Genomic DNA, 16,701 nt, shown 5'->3' with positions numbered 1-16,701 from the left:
CTAGGATGAATCGGCGCGGTTTGAAGCCTCGCCGCGGGGCAAACCATTCCACCCCCGCGAATCAGGCCAGTCGCGCCATTCCAATCCATTGACTATCCCGGGAGATACGCCATGTCGAATATCGTTGATTTTCTTGAGAACGTCGGTCAGAACGCCAGCTTGCGCTATGCTTCCGCCGGGGACATGCAGCGCATGCTGGCCCATAGCCAGTTCGATCAGGATGTCAAGGAGGCTGTGCTGGCCAAGGACCAAGAACGACTGACTGCGCTGGTGGGGGCACAGAATGTGTGCTGCTTGCTGGTTCCTGCGCAGGTACGGTGTTTGCTTGTTCCCGGGATCAACGACGAAGATGAGTACTACCACGCACAGCGTGCTTGAATAGGAACGGCCTCGCTCGCGCATAGCGCCAGCGAGGCCGTGTTCCCCAAGACGCTGACCAAGCCAACAACAGTCGGGGGGAATGGATATGTCGGATGTTGTCGAGTTTCTCGAACGGATGGGACAGGACGCACAGCTGAGCCGAGCATCGGTCAATGAGCTTGAGCATGTAGTGGCAAGCACGGGGCTGGATTCGATTTTGCAGGATGCGATCCTCTCCGAGGATTCATCGACATTGAAGGCATTGCTCGGCATTGCGACACATTGCGCGATGCTCGCGCCCGCCGAGGAGCAGGAAGAGCAGGAGGATGAAGGCGGTAGCGAAACTCCTGAGCGCGAGGGTGAAACCAGCCGAGCCGCGTTGAGTGCGTGGAGTTGATCGGCTAGATCAATGCCCGCATCCGTAGTGAATCGTCGGATGGTGATCGCGGGGTGGATATTGCTCGGACTATCCGGGGGTATTGCCTATGCGGCTGTGCCCCCGACTGTTGACCAAAGTGCCTCCTTGCTCAAGGAGGCCGATAGCAGCAGAACACAGAACTACGACAGATTCCTGGAGCTCTTGCGGCATCTCGACGAACAGGCTGCGAAGTTGACGCCCGAGCAACAGGAATATCTGCATTACCTTCAGGCATGGCAGGCGGCTTACGTCGGCGATTATGCGACATCGGATCGGTTGGCCGACACGGTGTTGACCCATTCGCGGGACTCGGTTTTACGCTTCAAAACAGACTCCCTCGTAGTGAATTCTCTTGCAGAGCGTTCCCGCTACGAGGATGCGTTCCGACGCTTGAATTTGCTGTTATCGCGGCTGCAGACGATTTCTGACCCGGATGCGCGTGCCTTGGCGCTCACCGTCGCTACGCTCCTCTACGAGGAGTCTGGGCAGTACGATCTTGCGTGGAATTATGCTGACCAGCTTGCCAATGAAACCCGGCAGCCGAATGATTGGATATGCAAAACGGGCTACGCGAGGCTGGCGGCGCTTTACAAGGCGGGCAAGCTGGACGGAATTAACGAAAAGCTTCAGCAAGGCATAGATCTTTGCCAGAAGGTAGGCGACGACCTTTATGCCAATGGCATTCGCCTGTATTTGGCGAGAGTTGCATTGCAACGGGGTCATTCAGAGAAGGCGATTGCGCTTTTGAAGAGTAATTACGATGCAGTGCAGAGAAGGGGCTACTCGTGGTTGCTATCACAGTTTGATGCGTTATTGGCCGAAGCATATTTTGGTACCGGCCAGATTGCTTTATCGAAGCAATCGGCACTCCAGGTTGTTGCTCGAAGTGGCGGAAACAAATACTCGGAATCCTTGAGTACTGCCGAGCGCGTTCTCTATCTTATGGCGAAGAGTCAGGGAGACCTGCGGGCCGCTCTTGACCATCATGAGCGTTACATGGCGTCAAATAATGGTTGGCTGGATGAAGTGGGGGCAAGGGCACTCGCCTTCCAAATCGTCCAGCAACAACTTCTCGCCAAAAAACTGCAGTTGGACACATTGAGCAAGCAGAACCAGATCCTTCAGCTCCAGCGAAACCTCGACAAAAAAGCTTCCGAAACGAGTCGTCTGTACATATTGCTGTTGCTTACGGTGCTGGCTTTCATCGGCTTCTGGGCCTACCGCGTCAAGCGCTCGCAACTGCGTTTCATGCGACAGGCGCGGCGCGACGGGCTCACGGACATCTTCAACCGGCAGCATTTCGTCAATGAGGCCGAGCAGCAGTTGCAGTACTGCCGGAAGGCGGGGCGGGAAGCCTGCCTGGTGCTGATCGACCTGGACCACTTCAAGGCCGTCAACGACACCTACGGACATGCGGTGGGCGATCGCGTGCTGAAGCGTGCCGTGGCCGCCTGCCAGGCGCATCTGCGTTCCACCGACATCTTCGGTCGTCTGGGCGGCGAGGAGTTCGGCATCGTGTTGCCGGAGTGCACGCTCGAGCAGGTACTTGCCCGCACCGAACGGATGCGGTTGGCGATCGTGGAGGTCTGCGGCGATCCTGCAGAGGAAATCTGCGTCTCGGCCAGCTTTGGCGTGGCTACCACCAAGCATTCCGGGCATGACCTGCGCCAGCTGCTGGTCCACGCCGACGACGCCTTGTATCGGGCCAAACGCGAGGGCCGCAACCGCGTCAGCGTCAGCGACGGTAGGTCGAAACCGCAATTGGGCGCCGTTGCCGTGATGGCCGAAGGCGTGCAGTAACCCGAGCCGGATGGCTGCCGTTCCGCTTGCTGCCAGGGCAAGGGTAGCCGCCCCAATGCGATGGCACGGCGTCGAAGGAATGGTGTATTTTCGCCCGTCAGGCAGCCAAGTTTGCTGCTTGCAGCGCGCAATGCGCGGGAAACGGGGGCAAAGACCGGCAGAGGGACTTCATGCGGCCCTCACCAGATAGCCGGCAATCATCCTGACAGGGAGGGATGACCGATGTTCGATGTGATCGATTTTCTGGAACGGGTGGGACAGAACGCCCAGTTGCGCCATGCATCTCGGGATGATGTGGGGCTTGTTCTATCCGGTGTTGCGGTTAATCCGGAGTTGCATGTGGCGATTCTTGCCGGGGGTGGACAGGAGCTCCAGACGTTGCTGGGACAGAATCCGTTCTGTTGCCTGATCAATCCCGCCAAACCAGATGAGGAACAGGAGGAGGGCGACGACAGCTGCGAAGATGATGAGGAGAAGAAGGACAAGGACAAAGACAAGGAAAAGGACGAGCGAAGGAATGGAAATTAGCGTCCAGGCTTCACCACTTGCCGCCCCGGTGCCAGCAGTTACTGACTAGCCCATGGATCACGCGGTCAGATGCAAGTTGGTATTCGCGTACTGTGCGCTTCTGCTTTCATTTGTAGCGGATGCGGTTGCTGCGACTGCACCCGCTATCAACGATCCTGCGCAGTTGCTAAGGCAAGCCGAAAGCGTCGAGCCCTCCAATCACGCTGAATTCAATAAGCTGATGAGACAGCTCGACGCGGTGGCGATGGGGCTCTCGCCGCAGCAACGGTTGCATCAACGCTACCTCATGGCGCGAGAGCTAGCCTTTGCGGCTAACTACGCTGTCGCCCTGCCGTCATTGACGGCGCTCGCCGATCAAACTGAGGATCCTGTCCTGGCGTTTCGTGCCATGGCCACGGTGATAGATATCATGGTGGCCGAATCCCGCTATGAGGAAGCCTTTGCCAGGCTCAATCCCTTGCTGGAGCAACTGCCAAAAATCAAAGAACCCGGTGTGCGCATACAGGGGCTTGGTGTTGCGGCGCAGTTGTACATCGAGGCAGGTCAATACGATGTGTCTACTCGTCATGCCGACCAGATGATCAAGGAAAGCACCAACGCGCAGAGCGCATGCAGGGGCTGGTTCTACAAGTCCAACGCGCTGTTTGAAAAGGGCAGTGCACAGTTGCCCGCCGATCAGCTTCGCGATGGCACTGAGGCATGCGGAAAGGCGGGCGATACACTTTTTGCCCTCAGTTTTCAGCATTTGCTGGCGGATTTCGACCTGCGGCAGGGGCACCCTGAGTCGGCTATCCGTGTGCTGCAGGCGAGCTACCCCAAGGTGCAGCAAGCAGGCTTCCCACCTCAGCTTTCCCAGTTCGAGTCTACGTTGGCCAGGGCTTACTGGAAGAGTGGCGATCTCGCCCTTGCACAAAAATTTGCCAATGCCGCGCTGGCGACAAATGCCAACAGACAGTATGCGGAGTCGACGGCGAACGCCTATCGAGTACTTTACGAAGTACACAAGGAAACGGGCGACAGCAATGGCGCCCTGGCATACCTTGAGAAATTCACAACTGTCCACGATGGCTACCAGAGCAGGCTCAGCGCGAAGGTGCTCGCCTATCAGATCGCCAAACAGCAGGTACTGGCAAAGAAGCTGCAGATCGAGGGGCTCGACAAGAAGAACAGGATTCTCACCCTGCAGGGCGAGCTGGACCGCAAGGCGGCGGAAACCAGTCGACTGTATATCGTGCTGCTGCTGCTGGTACTGGCGTCCATTGCACTGTGGGCCTATCGGGTCAAGCGTTCGCAATTGCGCTTCATGCGGCTGGCGCGGCGCGACGGCCTCACCGGCATCTTCAATCGGCAGCACTTCGTCAACGAGGCCGAGCGGCAGTTGCGTTACTGCCGCAAGTCGGCACGCGATGCCTGCCTGGTGCTGATCGACCTGGATCACTTCAAGCTGGTCAACGACATGCATGGGCATGCGGTGGGCGACCGGGTGCTGAAGCGCGCGGTCGATGCCTGCCAGGCGCATCTGCGCTCCACCGACGTGTTCGGCCGTCTCGGCGGGGAGGAGTTCGGCCTGTTGCTGCCCGAATGCACGCTGGACAACGTGCTGCCGCGGATCGAGCAGATGCGTGCGGCGATCGCCGCCGTTTCGGGCGCCAGGGATGCGCCCGGCATCCCGATCTCGGCCAGCTTCGGCGTGGCAGCCACGGCCAGCTCCGGTTACGAGCTGCGGCAGCTGATGAACGATGCCGACTGCGCCCTGTATCAGGCCAAGGACGAGGGGCGCAACCGGATCAGCCTTTTTGACGCCGCCATGCGCAACTGAATGCCGTGCGGGCGCATCGGGCTGCCGCCATGGCGATGGCAGCAACATCATGCGCCCGGGAGCCAGCTGCGTTGCACGTTTGCCGCCGCCACCGACGATCACCAGCGAGGAATGTCGCATGGACAGCGGTGCACGGGCGCGCTACAAAGGTGGTCGATTTCATCGGTGGGAGCGTTTTCATGCGAGTGAGGAATTTCGCCCTGGTGGCCGCGCTGGGCCTGGTCGCGTTGCCGCTGCAGGCGGCGACGGCCGAACCGGACACGGCGCGGGCGCCGTCGATCAACGCCGCCGATTTCGCGCGCTTCGACAAGACGCTCAGCTCCGATGCGTTCGGCGGGCGCAAGCCCGGCACCATCGGCGCGCAGCGCACCACCGATTTCCTGGTGGCCGAGTTCAAGCGGATGGGCTTGCAGCCGGGCAACCACGGTTCGTGGTTCCAGACCGTGCCGGCCGACTCCACCTCGCTGCTGAATACCGACGTCACCCTGGATGTCGCCGCGGGCGGCAAGCCGCTGAAACTGGCGTACCGCACCGACATGGTGGCGCAGACCCTGCAGGCGAAAGCCGAGGTTGCGCTGAAGGACTCGCCGGTGGTGTTCCTCGGCTACGGTGCGGACGCGCCGGCCTGGCACTGGAACGACTATCGGGACGTCGACGTGAAGGGCAAGACGGTGATCGTGCTGGTCAACGACCCCGGCTTCGCCAGTCGCGACCCGAAGCTGTTCAACGGCCGCGCGATGACCTGGTACGGCCGCTGGCCGTACAAATATGCGGAGGCGGCGCTGCAGGGCGCTGCCGCCTGCTTCATCGTGCACACCAGCGATGCCGCGGCCGGTTATCCGTGGAGCGTGCTGCAGAACGGCGCGGTCGGGCCGCAGCTGAGCCTGCCGGCCAGCGTCGATCCGTCGCCGCGGCTGCCGGTGGCCGGCTGGCTGACGCGCGACGCAGCCACCCGGTTGTTCGCCGCCGCCGGCTTCGATTTCGCCGAACTCGAACGGGCCGCCGCGAAGCCGGGCTTCCAGCCGGTACCGTTGCACGCGACCGCCTCGATCACCCTGCACAACAAGATCGGCCACATCGAATCGAAGAATGTGCTGGCGATGGTCAAGGGCAGCGCCAGGCCTGACGAGGTGGTGGTCTACACCGCGCACTGGGACCATCTGGGCACCGACCCCACCCGCAAGGGCCACCAGGTCTATGCCGGCGCCGTCGACAACGGCACCGGCCTGAGCATGCTGCTGCAGATCGCCGGCGCGTTCGCACACCAGGCAAAGCCGCCCGAGCGCAGCGTGCTGTTCTTCATGCCGACGCTGGAGGAATCGGGCCTGCTCGGTTCGCAGTACTACGCGGCGAAGCCGGTGTTTCCGATGAACCGCACGGTGGCCGACATCGCCGTCGACGCGTTGCCGGTCATCGGCCCTGCGCACGACATGACGGTGATCGGCAAGGGCCAGTCCGAGCTGGAGGACATGCTCGCCGGCGTGCTGCGTAAGCAGGGCCGGGTGATCTCGCCGGAGACCACGCCGGAGAACGGCTTCTACTTCCGCTCCGACCATTTCAACTTCGCGCGTGCCGGCGTGCCGGCGATGCTGGCCAGCTCGGGCCTGGATCTGATCGACGGTGGCCGGGCCGCCGGCGAGAAGGCGGCCGAGGACTACACCGCGCACCGCTATCACACGACCAACGATGTGTTCGATCCGCACTGGAACCTGGAAGGCATCCTCCAGGACACCCAGGCACTGTACGAATTGGGGCAACACCTCAGCCATGCAGGCGTGTGGCCGCAGTGGTATGCCGGCAACCCGTTCAAGGCTGCGCGCGACGCCATGATGAAACCGGCTGCACCACCCTCGAAATAGCCGGGCGGATTCGCCGCCGGAGTCAGGGTTTCGCCGGTGGCGTGTCCAGTTTGTCGAAGTTCACGATGGCATTGAGCACCAGCGGGTAACTGCCGATGGTCTCGCCGCGCCAGATCGGGTTGCTGGCGAACAGCAGCACGTGGCCCTTGCCGTAGCGGGCGTCGACCACGGCGGCGCGCTCGGCCATCTCGTCGCCGCCGGCGAGCAGGCCGGAGATCAGCAGGTTCTTCGCCTCGGCGTAGCGCAGGATCACCCGCGGGCGCTGGTCGGCGGGGATCACCCACGGATTGTTGCGCATCTGCTCGGCGTTCAGCGGCAACGGCTGCCACGGCTTGATGTCGGGTAGCGAGGCCGGCGCGATCGAGGCGCGGCCTTCGGGGGTGTCGGTGTCGTGCGGGCCGCCGCGTCCGGTCGGGCGCTGGAACTCCTTCGCGGTCGGCAGTCCCTTGTCGCCGGTGACCAGGTTGGACACGGTGAACGACTGGCCGGCCGCGCTGTACAGCGCCAGCTCGTCGCGGCCGTAGCCGGCGGCGATCGGGCTGCCGCGGTCGGCGAACTTCGCCTGCAGCACGCTGCCGACGACTTTCAGCTTGTCGGTCTTGGTGACGAACACGCCCGGCGCCAGGCCCACGTCGATGGCGAACTTCGCGGTGTCCTCGGCGGTGATCAGCAAGCCGCCGGCCTGCACGAAGCGCTTGAGGTTGGCGACACCGCTCTCGCCGAGGCCGGGGCGGATGTCGTCGGTCGCGTCGATGCGGCCGAGGTTCGGCGTCAGCGCGGTGGTCTTCCACGGCAGCGGCTTGCCCCACATCGGCAGGCCGTCGACGATGCGCTGCGTGCTGGCGTCGCCGACCGGGCCGAACAGGATCACGTCGTACTTCGCGCGCAGGTCGCCGCCCTTAGCCACGTCCTGGGTGCTGATGTAGTCGTACGGCACCCCGAGCTTGTCCAGCGCCATGCGCCACCAGCCTTCGGTCTGCGTGCTCAGCCAGGTGTGCATCAGCGCGATGCGCGGCAGCTTCGCCTGTGGCATGTCGAGTGCGGCCAGGCCTTGCGGCACGGCGACCGGTTCGTCGAGCAGGCGCATCGGCGCCTTGAGGATCGCGGTGTCGGTCACCCGCACCACCTGCACGTCGAACAGGTCGCCCATCGACCAGCCGGTGTCGTCGTAGGGGTGCTGCTGCGGGTCCTTCGGCGACCAGTACTGGCGGTCGAGCAGGGTGTCGGCGATGCGCGAGTACGGCTGGTCCATGCGCACCACGTAGCTGCCGGCGGGGAAGGTTCGCGTCTTGGCTTTCTTTTTGTCATCGCCCTGCTTCGGCAGGGTCACCGTGACCGGGGAGGTGGTGCGGCTGATCTCCGTGTGCTGCAGTTGCAGGATGCGCAGCAATTGGGCGCGTGAGCCGGGGCGCTTGTCGTCGGCCGGGAACACGTAGGCGGCCGGGCCGGCCTGCTGCGGTTTCTCGATCGAGCGCTTGGCCTTGAGGTAAAAATTCTTCAGGAACTGCTGGCCGTTGCCGGCGAAGTAGTTCAGCGCGGTGAGCAGGCCGGTCTGCTGGTAGTTGTTGTTGTTGCGCTGCGACCACAGCACGGTGGGCAACGGCGGATTGGGCCTGTACCAGGTGCGTTCGTACTCGGACGGTTCGAGGATGCGCTGCACGGTGTCGGCGCCGGCGTTGCCGTAGGTCTCGTACAGACGGCTGATACCGTTGTGCATGGCGGCGATGAACATCAGGTAGCCGGGACTCCAGGTGTCGAAGCCGCCGTGGGTGAACACGCCCGGCATGCCGAGCCGGGTCATCTGCTGCACGTTGTCCCAGCCCAGCTGCTGCCATTCGCCGGTGAGGATCGGATCGATCCACGCGTTGTACGGACCGTCGCCGACGGTGTTGTCGTACAGGAACGGCACCGATTCGTGCAGGTCGTGCAGCACCTGCGCGTGCCAGCCGACGAAGGTGTCGGCCACGTTGCGGGTGAGGTTCAGCGACATGCCCATCGCGTCGCGGTTGTTGTCGTGCGCCACGTAGTGGCCCCAGTACAGCAGCCGCGGGTAGTTCTGGCCTGGGTGCGCCAGGTGCCAGTTGTACAGGTCGGCCATGCGGTCGCGGCCGTCGACCTCGACCACCGGGGTGATCAGGGTGATCACGTGCGAGCGGATGCGCTGGATGTACGGCGCCTCGTCCACCGCCAGGCGATAGGCCAGCTCCATCAGCGCGGTGGGCGAACCGGTCTCGGTGGAGTGGATGGCGCCGGTGATGTAGTAGACCGGCGTGGACTGGGCGACCAGCTGGTCGGCGACGGCGTCGTCCATGCCGATGCGGCGCGGGTCGGCCAGCTTGGCCAAGCGCTCCTTGTTCGCGTCGAGGTCGGCCAGCAGGTTCTCGTCGGCGATCGCCACCGCGATCATCTCGCGGCCTTCCTCGCTCTTGCCGATGCTGAACACCTTCACCCGCGGGCTGGCCGCGGCCAGTGCGCGGAAGTAGCGGTGGACGTCGGCTACGTGCGGCAGGTAGTCCGGCGCGCCGGCGATGTGGCCCAGCACCCTGTCCGGCGTGGGCACGCTGGCGGAGGCGGGCAGGTAGTCGGTCAGCGGCGAATTGAATGAGTGGTCGGTGGTGAACTTGAGGATCTGCGCCGTATACGCCAGGTCGACTGGCTGGGCCGGGTCGCGCGCATACGGCTTCGAACTGTCGGGCCCGGTCGCCGCAAATGTTCCCAGGGAGCCTGACGCCAGCAGGACGGCGAGCAAGAGCCGGATGGGTGCATGCATGATGAGTTTTCCCCAAGAGTCGTGTGGCAGCTGATCGCCGCACTCTGCCAGAACGGGTGTGGCTGCGCGTAGCCCATCAGTTGGGCAGGGCAATCCGAACCGCCGGTCGCGCCGCCACGGCGACGGCTGCCACGTAACGGCGCGCTCCTGCCGGAATCGGGCAGGAGCGCGTCTTTCCCCGCACAGGGTCAGTGGGCGGCGGCGGTATTGCGGCTCCCCGTCGTCGTGACGTCGGGACCGATGCTGGAGCCGATGAACTGCACGAGCTTTGCATACAGTTCGGCCTGGTTGGCTTCGTTGTAGAAGCCGTGCATCTCGTTGGGCTTGTACAGCCACTCGTGCGCGATGTTCCGTTTCGCCAGCGCCTGGTGCAGGCTGAGGCCCTGGACGGGTGGCACGCGCTTGTCCTCGCCGCCGACCACCAGCATCACGCGCGCCTTGAGCCGGTCGAGCTGGTTGATCGGCGAATGGGTGGCCAGCACGCCCATGTCGTCGCCCAGCTGGCGCTTGAGATAAGCCTCGCCGTAGCTCGATTGCGGGATGTCGCCGCGGCGGTACATCAGGGGCAGGTCGTAGACGCCCACGTAGCCGACCGCACACTTGTACAGATCCGGTTCCTTCACCGCGCCCTCGAGTGCGGCATAACCACCGTAGCTGCCGCCGTAGATGCAGATCCGCTGCGGGTCGGCGATACCCTGGGCGATCGCCCAGCGGGTTGCGTCGGTGACGTCGTCCTGCATCTTGCCGCCCCACTCCTTCCAGCCGGCGCGTTCGTAGTCGTAGCCGTAGCCACCGGAACCGCGGTAGTTCACCTGCAGCACGGCGTAGCCACGGGTCGCCAGCACCTGCACGTCCGGCTGGTATTCCCAATGGTCGCGGATGCCGAACGGGCCGCCGTGCACCAGCACCACCATCGGCAGGTGCCTGGTGCTTTCCTTGCCGGGCGGATAGCTCAAGTAGCCGTGCAGTTTCATGCCGTCGCGTGCCGCGAAGTCGACCGGCTGCATGGTGGCCATCCGTGCGGGGTCGATCCACGAGGCCCGGGCCAGCAGCGGCGTGAGCTTCCGGGCCTTGGCGTCGTACAGCAGGAACGTGCCGGGATCGGCATCAGCCTCGACCAGCACCACGCTCAGGCCGCCGTCGCGCGTGCCGGAGACGAAGCGGACGCTCTCGCCGGGGAACTGCTTCATCAGCGCCAGCAGGGTCTGCGCATCGAGTGACTGCGCGTCGAACAACGCCGTGCCGGCACGGCCGTCCATGAAGCCCACGCCGAGGATGCTGTCGTCGGCCAGGCCCTGCAGTATCCGGGTCGCTTCGACGTGTGGATTGCTCCACACGACGCTGAGCGACTGCTTTGCCGGATCCCAGCTGCAAACGCCGAAGGCGGCGGGTGCCGAGCAGGTGAAATATGCCTCGCTGTCATCGCGGTTGAATTCGATCGGCATCGAGCGGTTTTTGCTTGCTTCCGGCAGCAGTTGCCAGCCATCACCATCGATCGGGTGCTGGTAGACCCTGGTGTTGCCATCATTGTCAAAACCCGCCGCGAAGCGGATCCGCCCCTGGTGGTCGGCGACGAAGCTTGCGCCACGCATGGGGGCAACGATGAGTTGTGTCTTGTTGCCGTTGCGCACGTCCATGCGGTAGGCCACGGGGATGGCGCCCTCGAGTCCGGCTCCCGACCACGAGCTGATGGATACCAGCACGTGGTTGGGATCGTCCGGGATGGTGGCAATCAGCTCGGCACTGCCATATTCGGCTGTCGCCCGCTGGATGTGCGAGCCGGTGCTCATGCCACTGCGGCGGTAGCCGTACAGCATGTTCGCGCCATTGCCGTCGGCGTTGACCGCGAACAGCTCGCCCGTGGCAAACGGCGCGTCGTAACCGCCGACACGTTCGCCCACGGAATACAGCACGCGGGTAGCGGACGCCCACCAGAAATCGGTGACGTCGTCCTCCTGCCGCGGGCGAACCAGGTTGCCCTTGTGATCGGACACCCGGATCAGGGCCAGCACGGTCTGCCCGTTCACCACGGCGGTGGCGGCCAGGTATTTGCCGTCCGGTGAGATTTTCACGTCCTTGTACTGGGCGTGCCGCGCCAGCTCGGCATAGGAGACCGGCTGTGCCTGCAGCACGGCAGTAAACAGCAAGAGCAGACCCGCAACGATCCAGCGTTGCATCCTCATCGTTGATTTCCCCTGTCGTGATTGAACGGCCGTACAACCTGCCGGCTGCCTCAGGGCGATATTTATAGCAGGGAGCCGGCCGTATCGGACGGGTGCGGCGCTGGAGCGGATCGAGGGCGGCCGGTGGTCTGGCCGCCTCGCGATCGAGCGTGACGCGGCAGGCTAGGACCGCTTGTCCAGCAGCACCGTCAACCGGTCGAGTTGCGCACGGTAGCGGTCGAGCACCTTGGCGGTGAGCGCGGCGTAATGGCTGGCCTCGTCCCAGCGACGTGCCTCGATGGCCTCGCGCACGCCGGGCACGGTCTTGACGCCGTAGCCGGTGAGCATGCCCGGTGCGTAGATGAAGTGCTTGAACCAGTTGCGCCCGGGCAGGCCGGCGGGATCGGTGAGGTTCTGCTCCATGCGCCCGATCAACTGGTTCAGTTGCTGCTGCCGGGCGGCGGGCAGGTCGGGGCCGGCGGCGTGTCTGGCGTAGGCCGCCTGATAGGCCTGGGCGCTCTGTCTGAGCCGTTTCGCGGCCTGGTCCAGCGGAGCCAGGTCGATCGCCGGCATGTCCGAGTCACGCGCGGGCGGCGCGACCGGGCGGGTGGGGTCGGCGTCGAGCGCGAACGCGTGGCTGTCCAGCAGCTTGTGTTGCTGCTCGGTGGCCTTGCGGGTGTCGTCGACCAGCGTGTGCAGCTCGCCCACGTAGCGGTCGAGCGTGTCGCTGAAGTCGCCGAAGCGCATAGGCAGCACGCCGGCGTCGGCGGTGCGCAGCATGATGTGGCCGGCGACCTTGGCCAGCGCCACGCCATAACCGAAGTCCGGATCGCCGAAGCGCGCGTAGTGGTCGAACGAGTCGTAGCGCGAGTGGTAGATGCCGGCGTCGTCGTCCTCCCCGCCGAAGCCGAGGTTCAACGAGGCGATGCCGAGGTGTTCCAGGAAGGCGCTGTAATCGGAGCCGGAACCCAGCGCCTGGATCGGCACGTCGCCGCCTTCGGCCGCCAGCTTGGCGATGGCCTTCGTTTCGGGTTTGGCATCCTTGCTGCTGCCCTCGACCAGCATGTGCGCGCGCAGGCGCTCGCGCACGCTGACATGGGTTTCCGGATCGGTCACGCCATCGGCCACCTGGTTGACCAGGTGCTGCAGCGAGTGACTGCCGCCGGCGCCGAGAAAGCCGCGAGCGTTGGTGTCGGAGTTGAGGTACAGCACGGCCTTCTGCTGCAGTTCCGCGGCATGCGCCTCGGCCCACTCGGTGGAACCGAGCAGGCCCGGTTCCTCGCCGTCCCAGCTGGCATAGACCAGCGTGCGCTGGGGCCGCCAGCCCTGCTTGACGAGGCCGCCGATGGCCTTGGCCTCGGCCATCAGGGTGACGTTGCCGGAGAGCGGGTCCCACGCGCCGAAGGTCCAGCCGTCGTGGTGGTTGCCGCGCACGACCCACTGGTCCGGCGCGGTGGCGCCCTTGAGCATGGCGATCACGTCGTAAACCGGTTTCTGGCCCCAGTCCGACAGCACGGTCAGGTGGACCTTGCTCGCGCTTGGGCCGACGCGATAGGTCAGCGGCAGCGCACCACGCCAGTTGGCTGGCGCCATCGGGCCGCGCAGCGCCTGCAGCAGCGGCGTGGCGTCGGCGTAGGAGATCGGCAGCACCGGAATCTTCAGGATGGTCTTCGCGTCTTTCAGTGCCAGCCGCTTCGCGCCGGGCGTGGAGCCGATGCCCGGGGTCAACGGGTCGCCCGGATACAGCTGCATGTCGGCCACCGAGCCGCGCTGCACGCCCTGCGCAGGGCGCCAGCCGCCCTGCGGATAGGCGTCGCCCATGGCGTAGCCGTCGTCGTGCGGGTCGGAGTAGATCAGGCAGCCGATCGCACCGTGCTCCTGCGCAAGTTTGGGCTTCAGCCCGCGCCAGCCGCCGCCATAGCGGGTGATGACGATCTTGCCGCGCACGTCGACGCCGCGCCGCGCCAGTTCCTTGTAGTCGTCCGGCATGCCGTAGTTGGCATAGACCAGCGGCGCGCTGACGTCGCCATCGGCACCGTAGATGTTGTACGGCGGCAGCACGCCGGCGAGGTCGGAGGTGGCATCGCCGGCGACGGCCGGCTCATGCAGCGCGGCGGTGTAGGGATTGGGTCCCAGCAGTTCCAGCGCGACCTTCTTCGGCGTGGGGTAGAGCACGCTGAACGTCTCGATGTGCGCGTCCCAGCCCCATTCGCGGAATTTCGCCAGGATGAACTCGGCATTCGCCTTGTCGTGCGGCGAGCCGACCTGGTTCGGCTGCGACGCCATCTGCTTGAGCCAGTCGCGCAGCTCGGCGGGATCGAGCTGGGCGTCGAAGCGCCGTTCGAGATCCTGCTGGGCCGTCGCCGCGCCGGTGCTGAAGCCGAACAGGGCGGCGTCCTCGGTGCGGCTGCCGGGGCTGGCGGCCGCCGCGGCGAAGGCTGCCAGCAGGCAACCCAGACTGAGCAGCGGCCGGATGGCGGATCGGGTCATGGTGATTCCCCCTGGATGGTGGTGGCTGCGGTCGGTCGTGCCGACGCAGGCGGCTCGGCGGGGTCGGATGGCGTGGCCGCGTCCTGCTCGCGGATGGTGACGTCGTTGGCGAACAGCTGGTGGGCGTCCGCATCGGTGTAGCTCAGCCGGTATTTGCCGGGACGCAGATAGAGCAGGCTGTGGGGTTCGATCAGCCCGTTGCTGATGCGGTCGCTGGTGGTGGGGTTCAACGGAAGCGGGTCGAGCACGAGGCGGTCAGCGGGTATCGCGTCGGCGCCTTCGCCGGCGTAGCGCGCTTCGACCATGCACGGGTAGACATGGTTGCAGCGTTCGCCGCTGACCAGGTACGGCCTGCGGCTGCCACCGAGGTCCAGCCAGGTGGGGCGGCCGCGTTTGATTCGCTCGGGCGGGAAGAACACGCTGACGTCATAGCCCTCGCGCAGCGACCACGGCTGGCCTTTCTTGTCCACGAACACGATCGGCGCGTCGGGCCGCAGTTGCTGCATCACCGGGGCGTAGTCGGGGTGGTCGTCGCTGGCCGACGGGTGGGGATACAGCATGGTCTGCTCCACCGTGAGCGGGTCGATGCCGCTGAGTTTGTACAGGTGTTCGGCCATCGAGGAGCCGCCCAGGTAGACGCCCGATTCCTGGATGTGCGCATAGCCGGCGTTGACCACCAGCCGCGCCTGCGGGTCGTTCTTGAACACCTCGCGGTAGAGGTTGCGCGCCTGCTCGGCTTCGCGGGCATCGCCGGTGGCCGCGGACAGCGCCTCATAGGCGACCACCTTGAAGCCCAGCTTGAGCGCGGTGCGCACCATCTCGGCGTAGATCGGCTCCTCGGTATAGAAGCCGCTGCTGGCGACCGGATAACCGCGCGCCTGCAGCCCGGTATCGGTCTGGTAGAGCGTCTCGGCGGCGAAATAGTTGAAGCCCCCCGCGCGCAGCTTGCCCAGCAACTGCACGGTCAGCGTGCGGGTGAGCGGTATGTTGTGCGCTTCGTTGAGGAACACCGCGCGGTAGTTCCTGGCCAGCTCGGGAATCGCTTCGAGCGCGGGTCGGGCGCGGTAGTCGGGGTTGCCCAGCGGCGAGAGGCGGTCGTCCGGCAGCGCCGGCTGCTTGATCGAGAAGCTGGCCGCAGCATCCGGGTAATTGCCGACGAACGTCTGGTACCAGCTCAGGTATTGGCCAAAGATGATGTGGAACGCCGGGTCCGGATCGGTGGCGTACGAGTAGCGCATCACCCGGTACTGGGCCAGCAGGCTCTTGTGCTTGTTGGCCTCCTGCATGATCTGCTCGGACTTCTGCGCGGCGGCGACCTGCGCCGCCTTCCATTGCGCAGCCGACTGCGCATGGCCCGGCCGGCCGCCCAGGCACAGCGCCAGCGCAAGGCCGAGTGCGGGGAGGGGGCGGCGCCTTGGCATCGGGTACTCCTGATACGGTGTTCGGGAGGTCGTCTGACGGCTCTGCAGGGCGCCATGCTGTGCAGGCCCTGGAAGAGCCGGCTCGGGGCATGGCGTGATCACGGATCGAGCATGCAGCATGAACCGCCGCGGCGCCCCGTGCCAAGCGGCACGGGTTCATCAGCGCGAATCGGGCGCACAATCGGGGAACCCTTGGCTCACTGAAGGAGTACGACCATGCGTCCTGCCATCCTTGCCGTGTTGCTTGCCGCCAGCTTGCCCGCCGTGGCTCTGGCCCAGACGGCGAAACCGCACGAAACGGCGGTCTCCGCTGTGGTGCAGAAAGCGCTCGCTGATCCCGCCCGCCAGACCGATCGCGCCGACGACGCCCACCGCAAGGTGGCCCAGGTGATGGCCTTCGCCGAGGTGAAGCCGGGCCAGAAGGTACTGGAGCTGGTGCCGGGCAGCGGCTACTGGACGCGCGTGTTCAGCGCCATCGTCGGCCCGCAGGGACACGTCTATACCGTGTGGCCGCACGAGATGGGGAAATACTCCGCAAAAAGTTTCGCCAACTGGCAGGGCCTGGTGGCCACGCCGCACTATGCGAACGTCAGCCTGTTGCAGCAGCCGGCCGCGCTGTTGACCGCGCCGGAGCCGATCGACCTGGTATTCACCGCGCAGAACTACCATGACTACCATGACCCGTTCATGGGCCCGGTGGACATGGCCGGCTTCGACAAGCGGGTCTACGACGCGCTCAAGCCGGGCGGCCTGTTCGTGGTGATCGACCATGTGGCCCCGGCCGGCTCCGGCCTGGCCGACACGGACACCCTGCACCGCATCGACCCGGCCGTGGTGAAGCAGGAAGTGGAAGCCGCCGGCTTCGTGTTCGACGGTGAAAGCGACGCGCTGCGCAACCCGGCCGACCCGCACGACGCCAAGGTGTTCGACAAGTCGATACGCGGTCACACCGACCAGTTCGTCTACCGCTTCCGCAAGCCGGCGAAATGATCCGCCGCGCCGCCGTCGCTTGAGTCGCGGCGGCGATCGGCGCCACCATCAGCTGCCGGGCGGGCCGCCGCCTCGCAGCTGATG

At 65.1% G+C, this 16,701-nt stretch carries 11 protein-coding genes; 7 read left to right on the top strand and 4 right to left on the bottom strand.

Annotated features, from left to right (window positions below):
- The first annotated feature begins 111 nt into the window (after positions 1-111).
- The 6 genes from UUA_RS14950 (at position 112) to UUA_RS14925 (ending at position 6,784) form a co-directional block, all read left to right on the top strand.
- Positions 112-378: a hypothetical protein gene (locus UUA_RS14950; protein ID WP_008438331.1), complete on the top strand. Its 267-nt coding sequence runs from the start codon at positions 112-114 to the stop codon at positions 376-378.
- An 88-nt stretch (positions 379-466) separates the two neighbouring features.
- Complete coding sequence (locus UUA_RS14945; protein ID WP_039954183.1) at positions 467-757, top strand: hypothetical protein; 291 nt, start codon at positions 467-469, stop codon at positions 755-757.
- 39 nt (positions 758-796) lie between these two features.
- Complete coding sequence (locus UUA_RS14940; RefSeq protein ID WP_008438329.1) at positions 797-2,578, top strand: sensor domain-containing diguanylate cyclase; 1,782 nt, start codon at positions 797-799, stop codon at positions 2,576-2,578.
- Positions 2,579-2,800: 222 nt separating this feature from the next.
- Entirely contained in the window at positions 2,801-3,106 is a 306-nt protein-coding gene (locus UUA_RS14935; RefSeq protein WP_008438328.1) for a hypothetical protein, read from the top strand.
- 52 nt (positions 3,107-3,158) lie between these two features.
- Positions 3,159-4,925, top strand: coding sequence for a GGDEF domain-containing protein (locus tag UUA_RS14930; RefSeq protein ID WP_155943276.1), 1,767 nt, complete (start codon positions 3,159-3,161; stop codon positions 4,923-4,925).
- Positions 4,926-5,104: 179 nt separating this feature from the next.
- Positions 5,105-6,784, top strand: a complete 1,680-nt coding sequence (locus tag UUA_RS14925; RefSeq protein WP_039954182.1) for a M28 family peptidase — start codon at positions 5,105-5,107, stop codon at positions 6,782-6,784.
- Positions 6,785-6,806: 22 nt separating this feature from the next.
- Here the strand turns inward: UUA_RS14925 and UUA_RS14920 are convergent, their stop codons facing one another.
- From UUA_RS14920 to UUA_RS14905, 4 genes are all read right to left on the bottom strand, one after another.
- Positions 6,807-9,554: a M14 family zinc carboxypeptidase gene (locus tag UUA_RS14920; protein WP_008438317.1), complete on the bottom strand. Its 2,748-nt coding sequence runs from the start codon at positions 9,552-9,554 to the stop codon at positions 6,807-6,809.
- 188 nt (positions 9,555-9,742) lie between these two features.
- Positions 9,743-11,737, bottom strand: a complete 1,995-nt coding sequence (locus UUA_RS14915) for a S9 family peptidase (RefSeq protein WP_050981897.1) — start codon at positions 11,735-11,737, stop codon at positions 9,743-9,745.
- Positions 11,738-11,899: 162 nt separating this feature from the next.
- The gene (locus UUA_RS14910) at positions 11,900-14,206 is read right to left on the bottom strand and encodes a transferrin receptor-like dimerization domain-containing protein (RefSeq protein ID WP_008438313.1); all 2,307 of its coding nucleotides are present in this window, start codon (positions 14,204-14,206) and stop codon (positions 11,900-11,902) included.
- Entirely contained in the window at positions 14,203-15,627 is a 1,425-nt protein-coding gene (locus tag UUA_RS14905; protein ID WP_008438311.1) for a hypothetical protein, read from the bottom strand. The genes UUA_RS14910 and UUA_RS14905 overlap by 4 nt, the downstream gene beginning before the upstream one ends.
- A 216-nt stretch (positions 15,628-15,843) precedes the next feature.
- On the opposite strand from UUA_RS14905, the gene UUA_RS14900 reads away from it, so the two are divergent.
- Positions 15,844-16,617: a class I SAM-dependent methyltransferase gene (locus UUA_RS14900; RefSeq protein ID WP_008438309.1), complete on the top strand. Its 774-nt coding sequence runs from the start codon at positions 15,844-15,846 to the stop codon at positions 16,615-16,617.
- Positions 16,618-16,701: the final 84 nt, after the last annotated feature.

This window comes from Rhodanobacter thiooxydans LCS2, assembly GCF_000264375.1.
GTDB classification, from domain to species: domain Bacteria; phylum Pseudomonadota; class Gammaproteobacteria; order Xanthomonadales; family Rhodanobacteraceae; genus Rhodanobacter; species Rhodanobacter thiooxydans.
Note: the sequence above shows the minus strand (reverse complement) of the source record. Positions and strands in the feature narration are given on the sequence as shown.

Coding starts and splice junctions, on each gene's coding strand:
- UUA_RS14950 (WP_008438331.1), top strand. CDS start 112: ATGTCGAATATCGTTGATTTTCTTGAGAACGTCGGTCAGAACGCCAGC.
- UUA_RS14945 (WP_039954183.1), top strand. CDS start 467: ATGTCGGATGTTGTCGAGTTTCTCGAACGGATGGGACAGGACGCACAG.
- UUA_RS14940 (WP_008438329.1), top strand. CDS start 797: ATGGTGATCGCGGGGTGGATATTGCTCGGACTATCCGGGGGTATTGCC.
- UUA_RS14935 (WP_008438328.1), top strand. CDS start 2,801: ATGTTCGATGTGATCGATTTTCTGGAACGGGTGGGACAGAACGCCCAG.
- UUA_RS14930 (WP_155943276.1), top strand. CDS start 3,159: ATGGATCACGCGGTCAGATGCAAGTTGGTATTCGCGTACTGTGCGCTT.
- UUA_RS14925 (WP_039954182.1), top strand. CDS start 5,105: ATGCGAGTGAGGAATTTCGCCCTGGTGGCCGCGCTGGGCCTGGTCGCG.
- UUA_RS14920 (WP_008438317.1), bottom strand. CDS start 9,554: ATGCATGCACCCATCCGGCTCTTGCTCGCCGTCCTGCTGGCGTCAGGC.
- UUA_RS14915 (WP_050981897.1), bottom strand. CDS start 11,737: ATGAGGATGCAACGCTGGATCGTTGCGGGTCTGCTCTTGCTGTTTACT.
- UUA_RS14910 (WP_008438313.1), bottom strand. CDS start 14,206: ATGACCCGATCCGCCATCCGGCCGCTGCTCAGTCTGGGTTGCCTGCTG.
- UUA_RS14905 (WP_008438311.1), bottom strand. CDS start 15,627: ATGCCAAGGCGCCGCCCCCTCCCCGCACTCGGCCTTGCGCTGGCGCTG.
- UUA_RS14900 (WP_008438309.1), top strand. CDS start 15,844: ATGCGTCCTGCCATCCTTGCCGTGTTGCTTGCCGCCAGCTTGCCCGCC.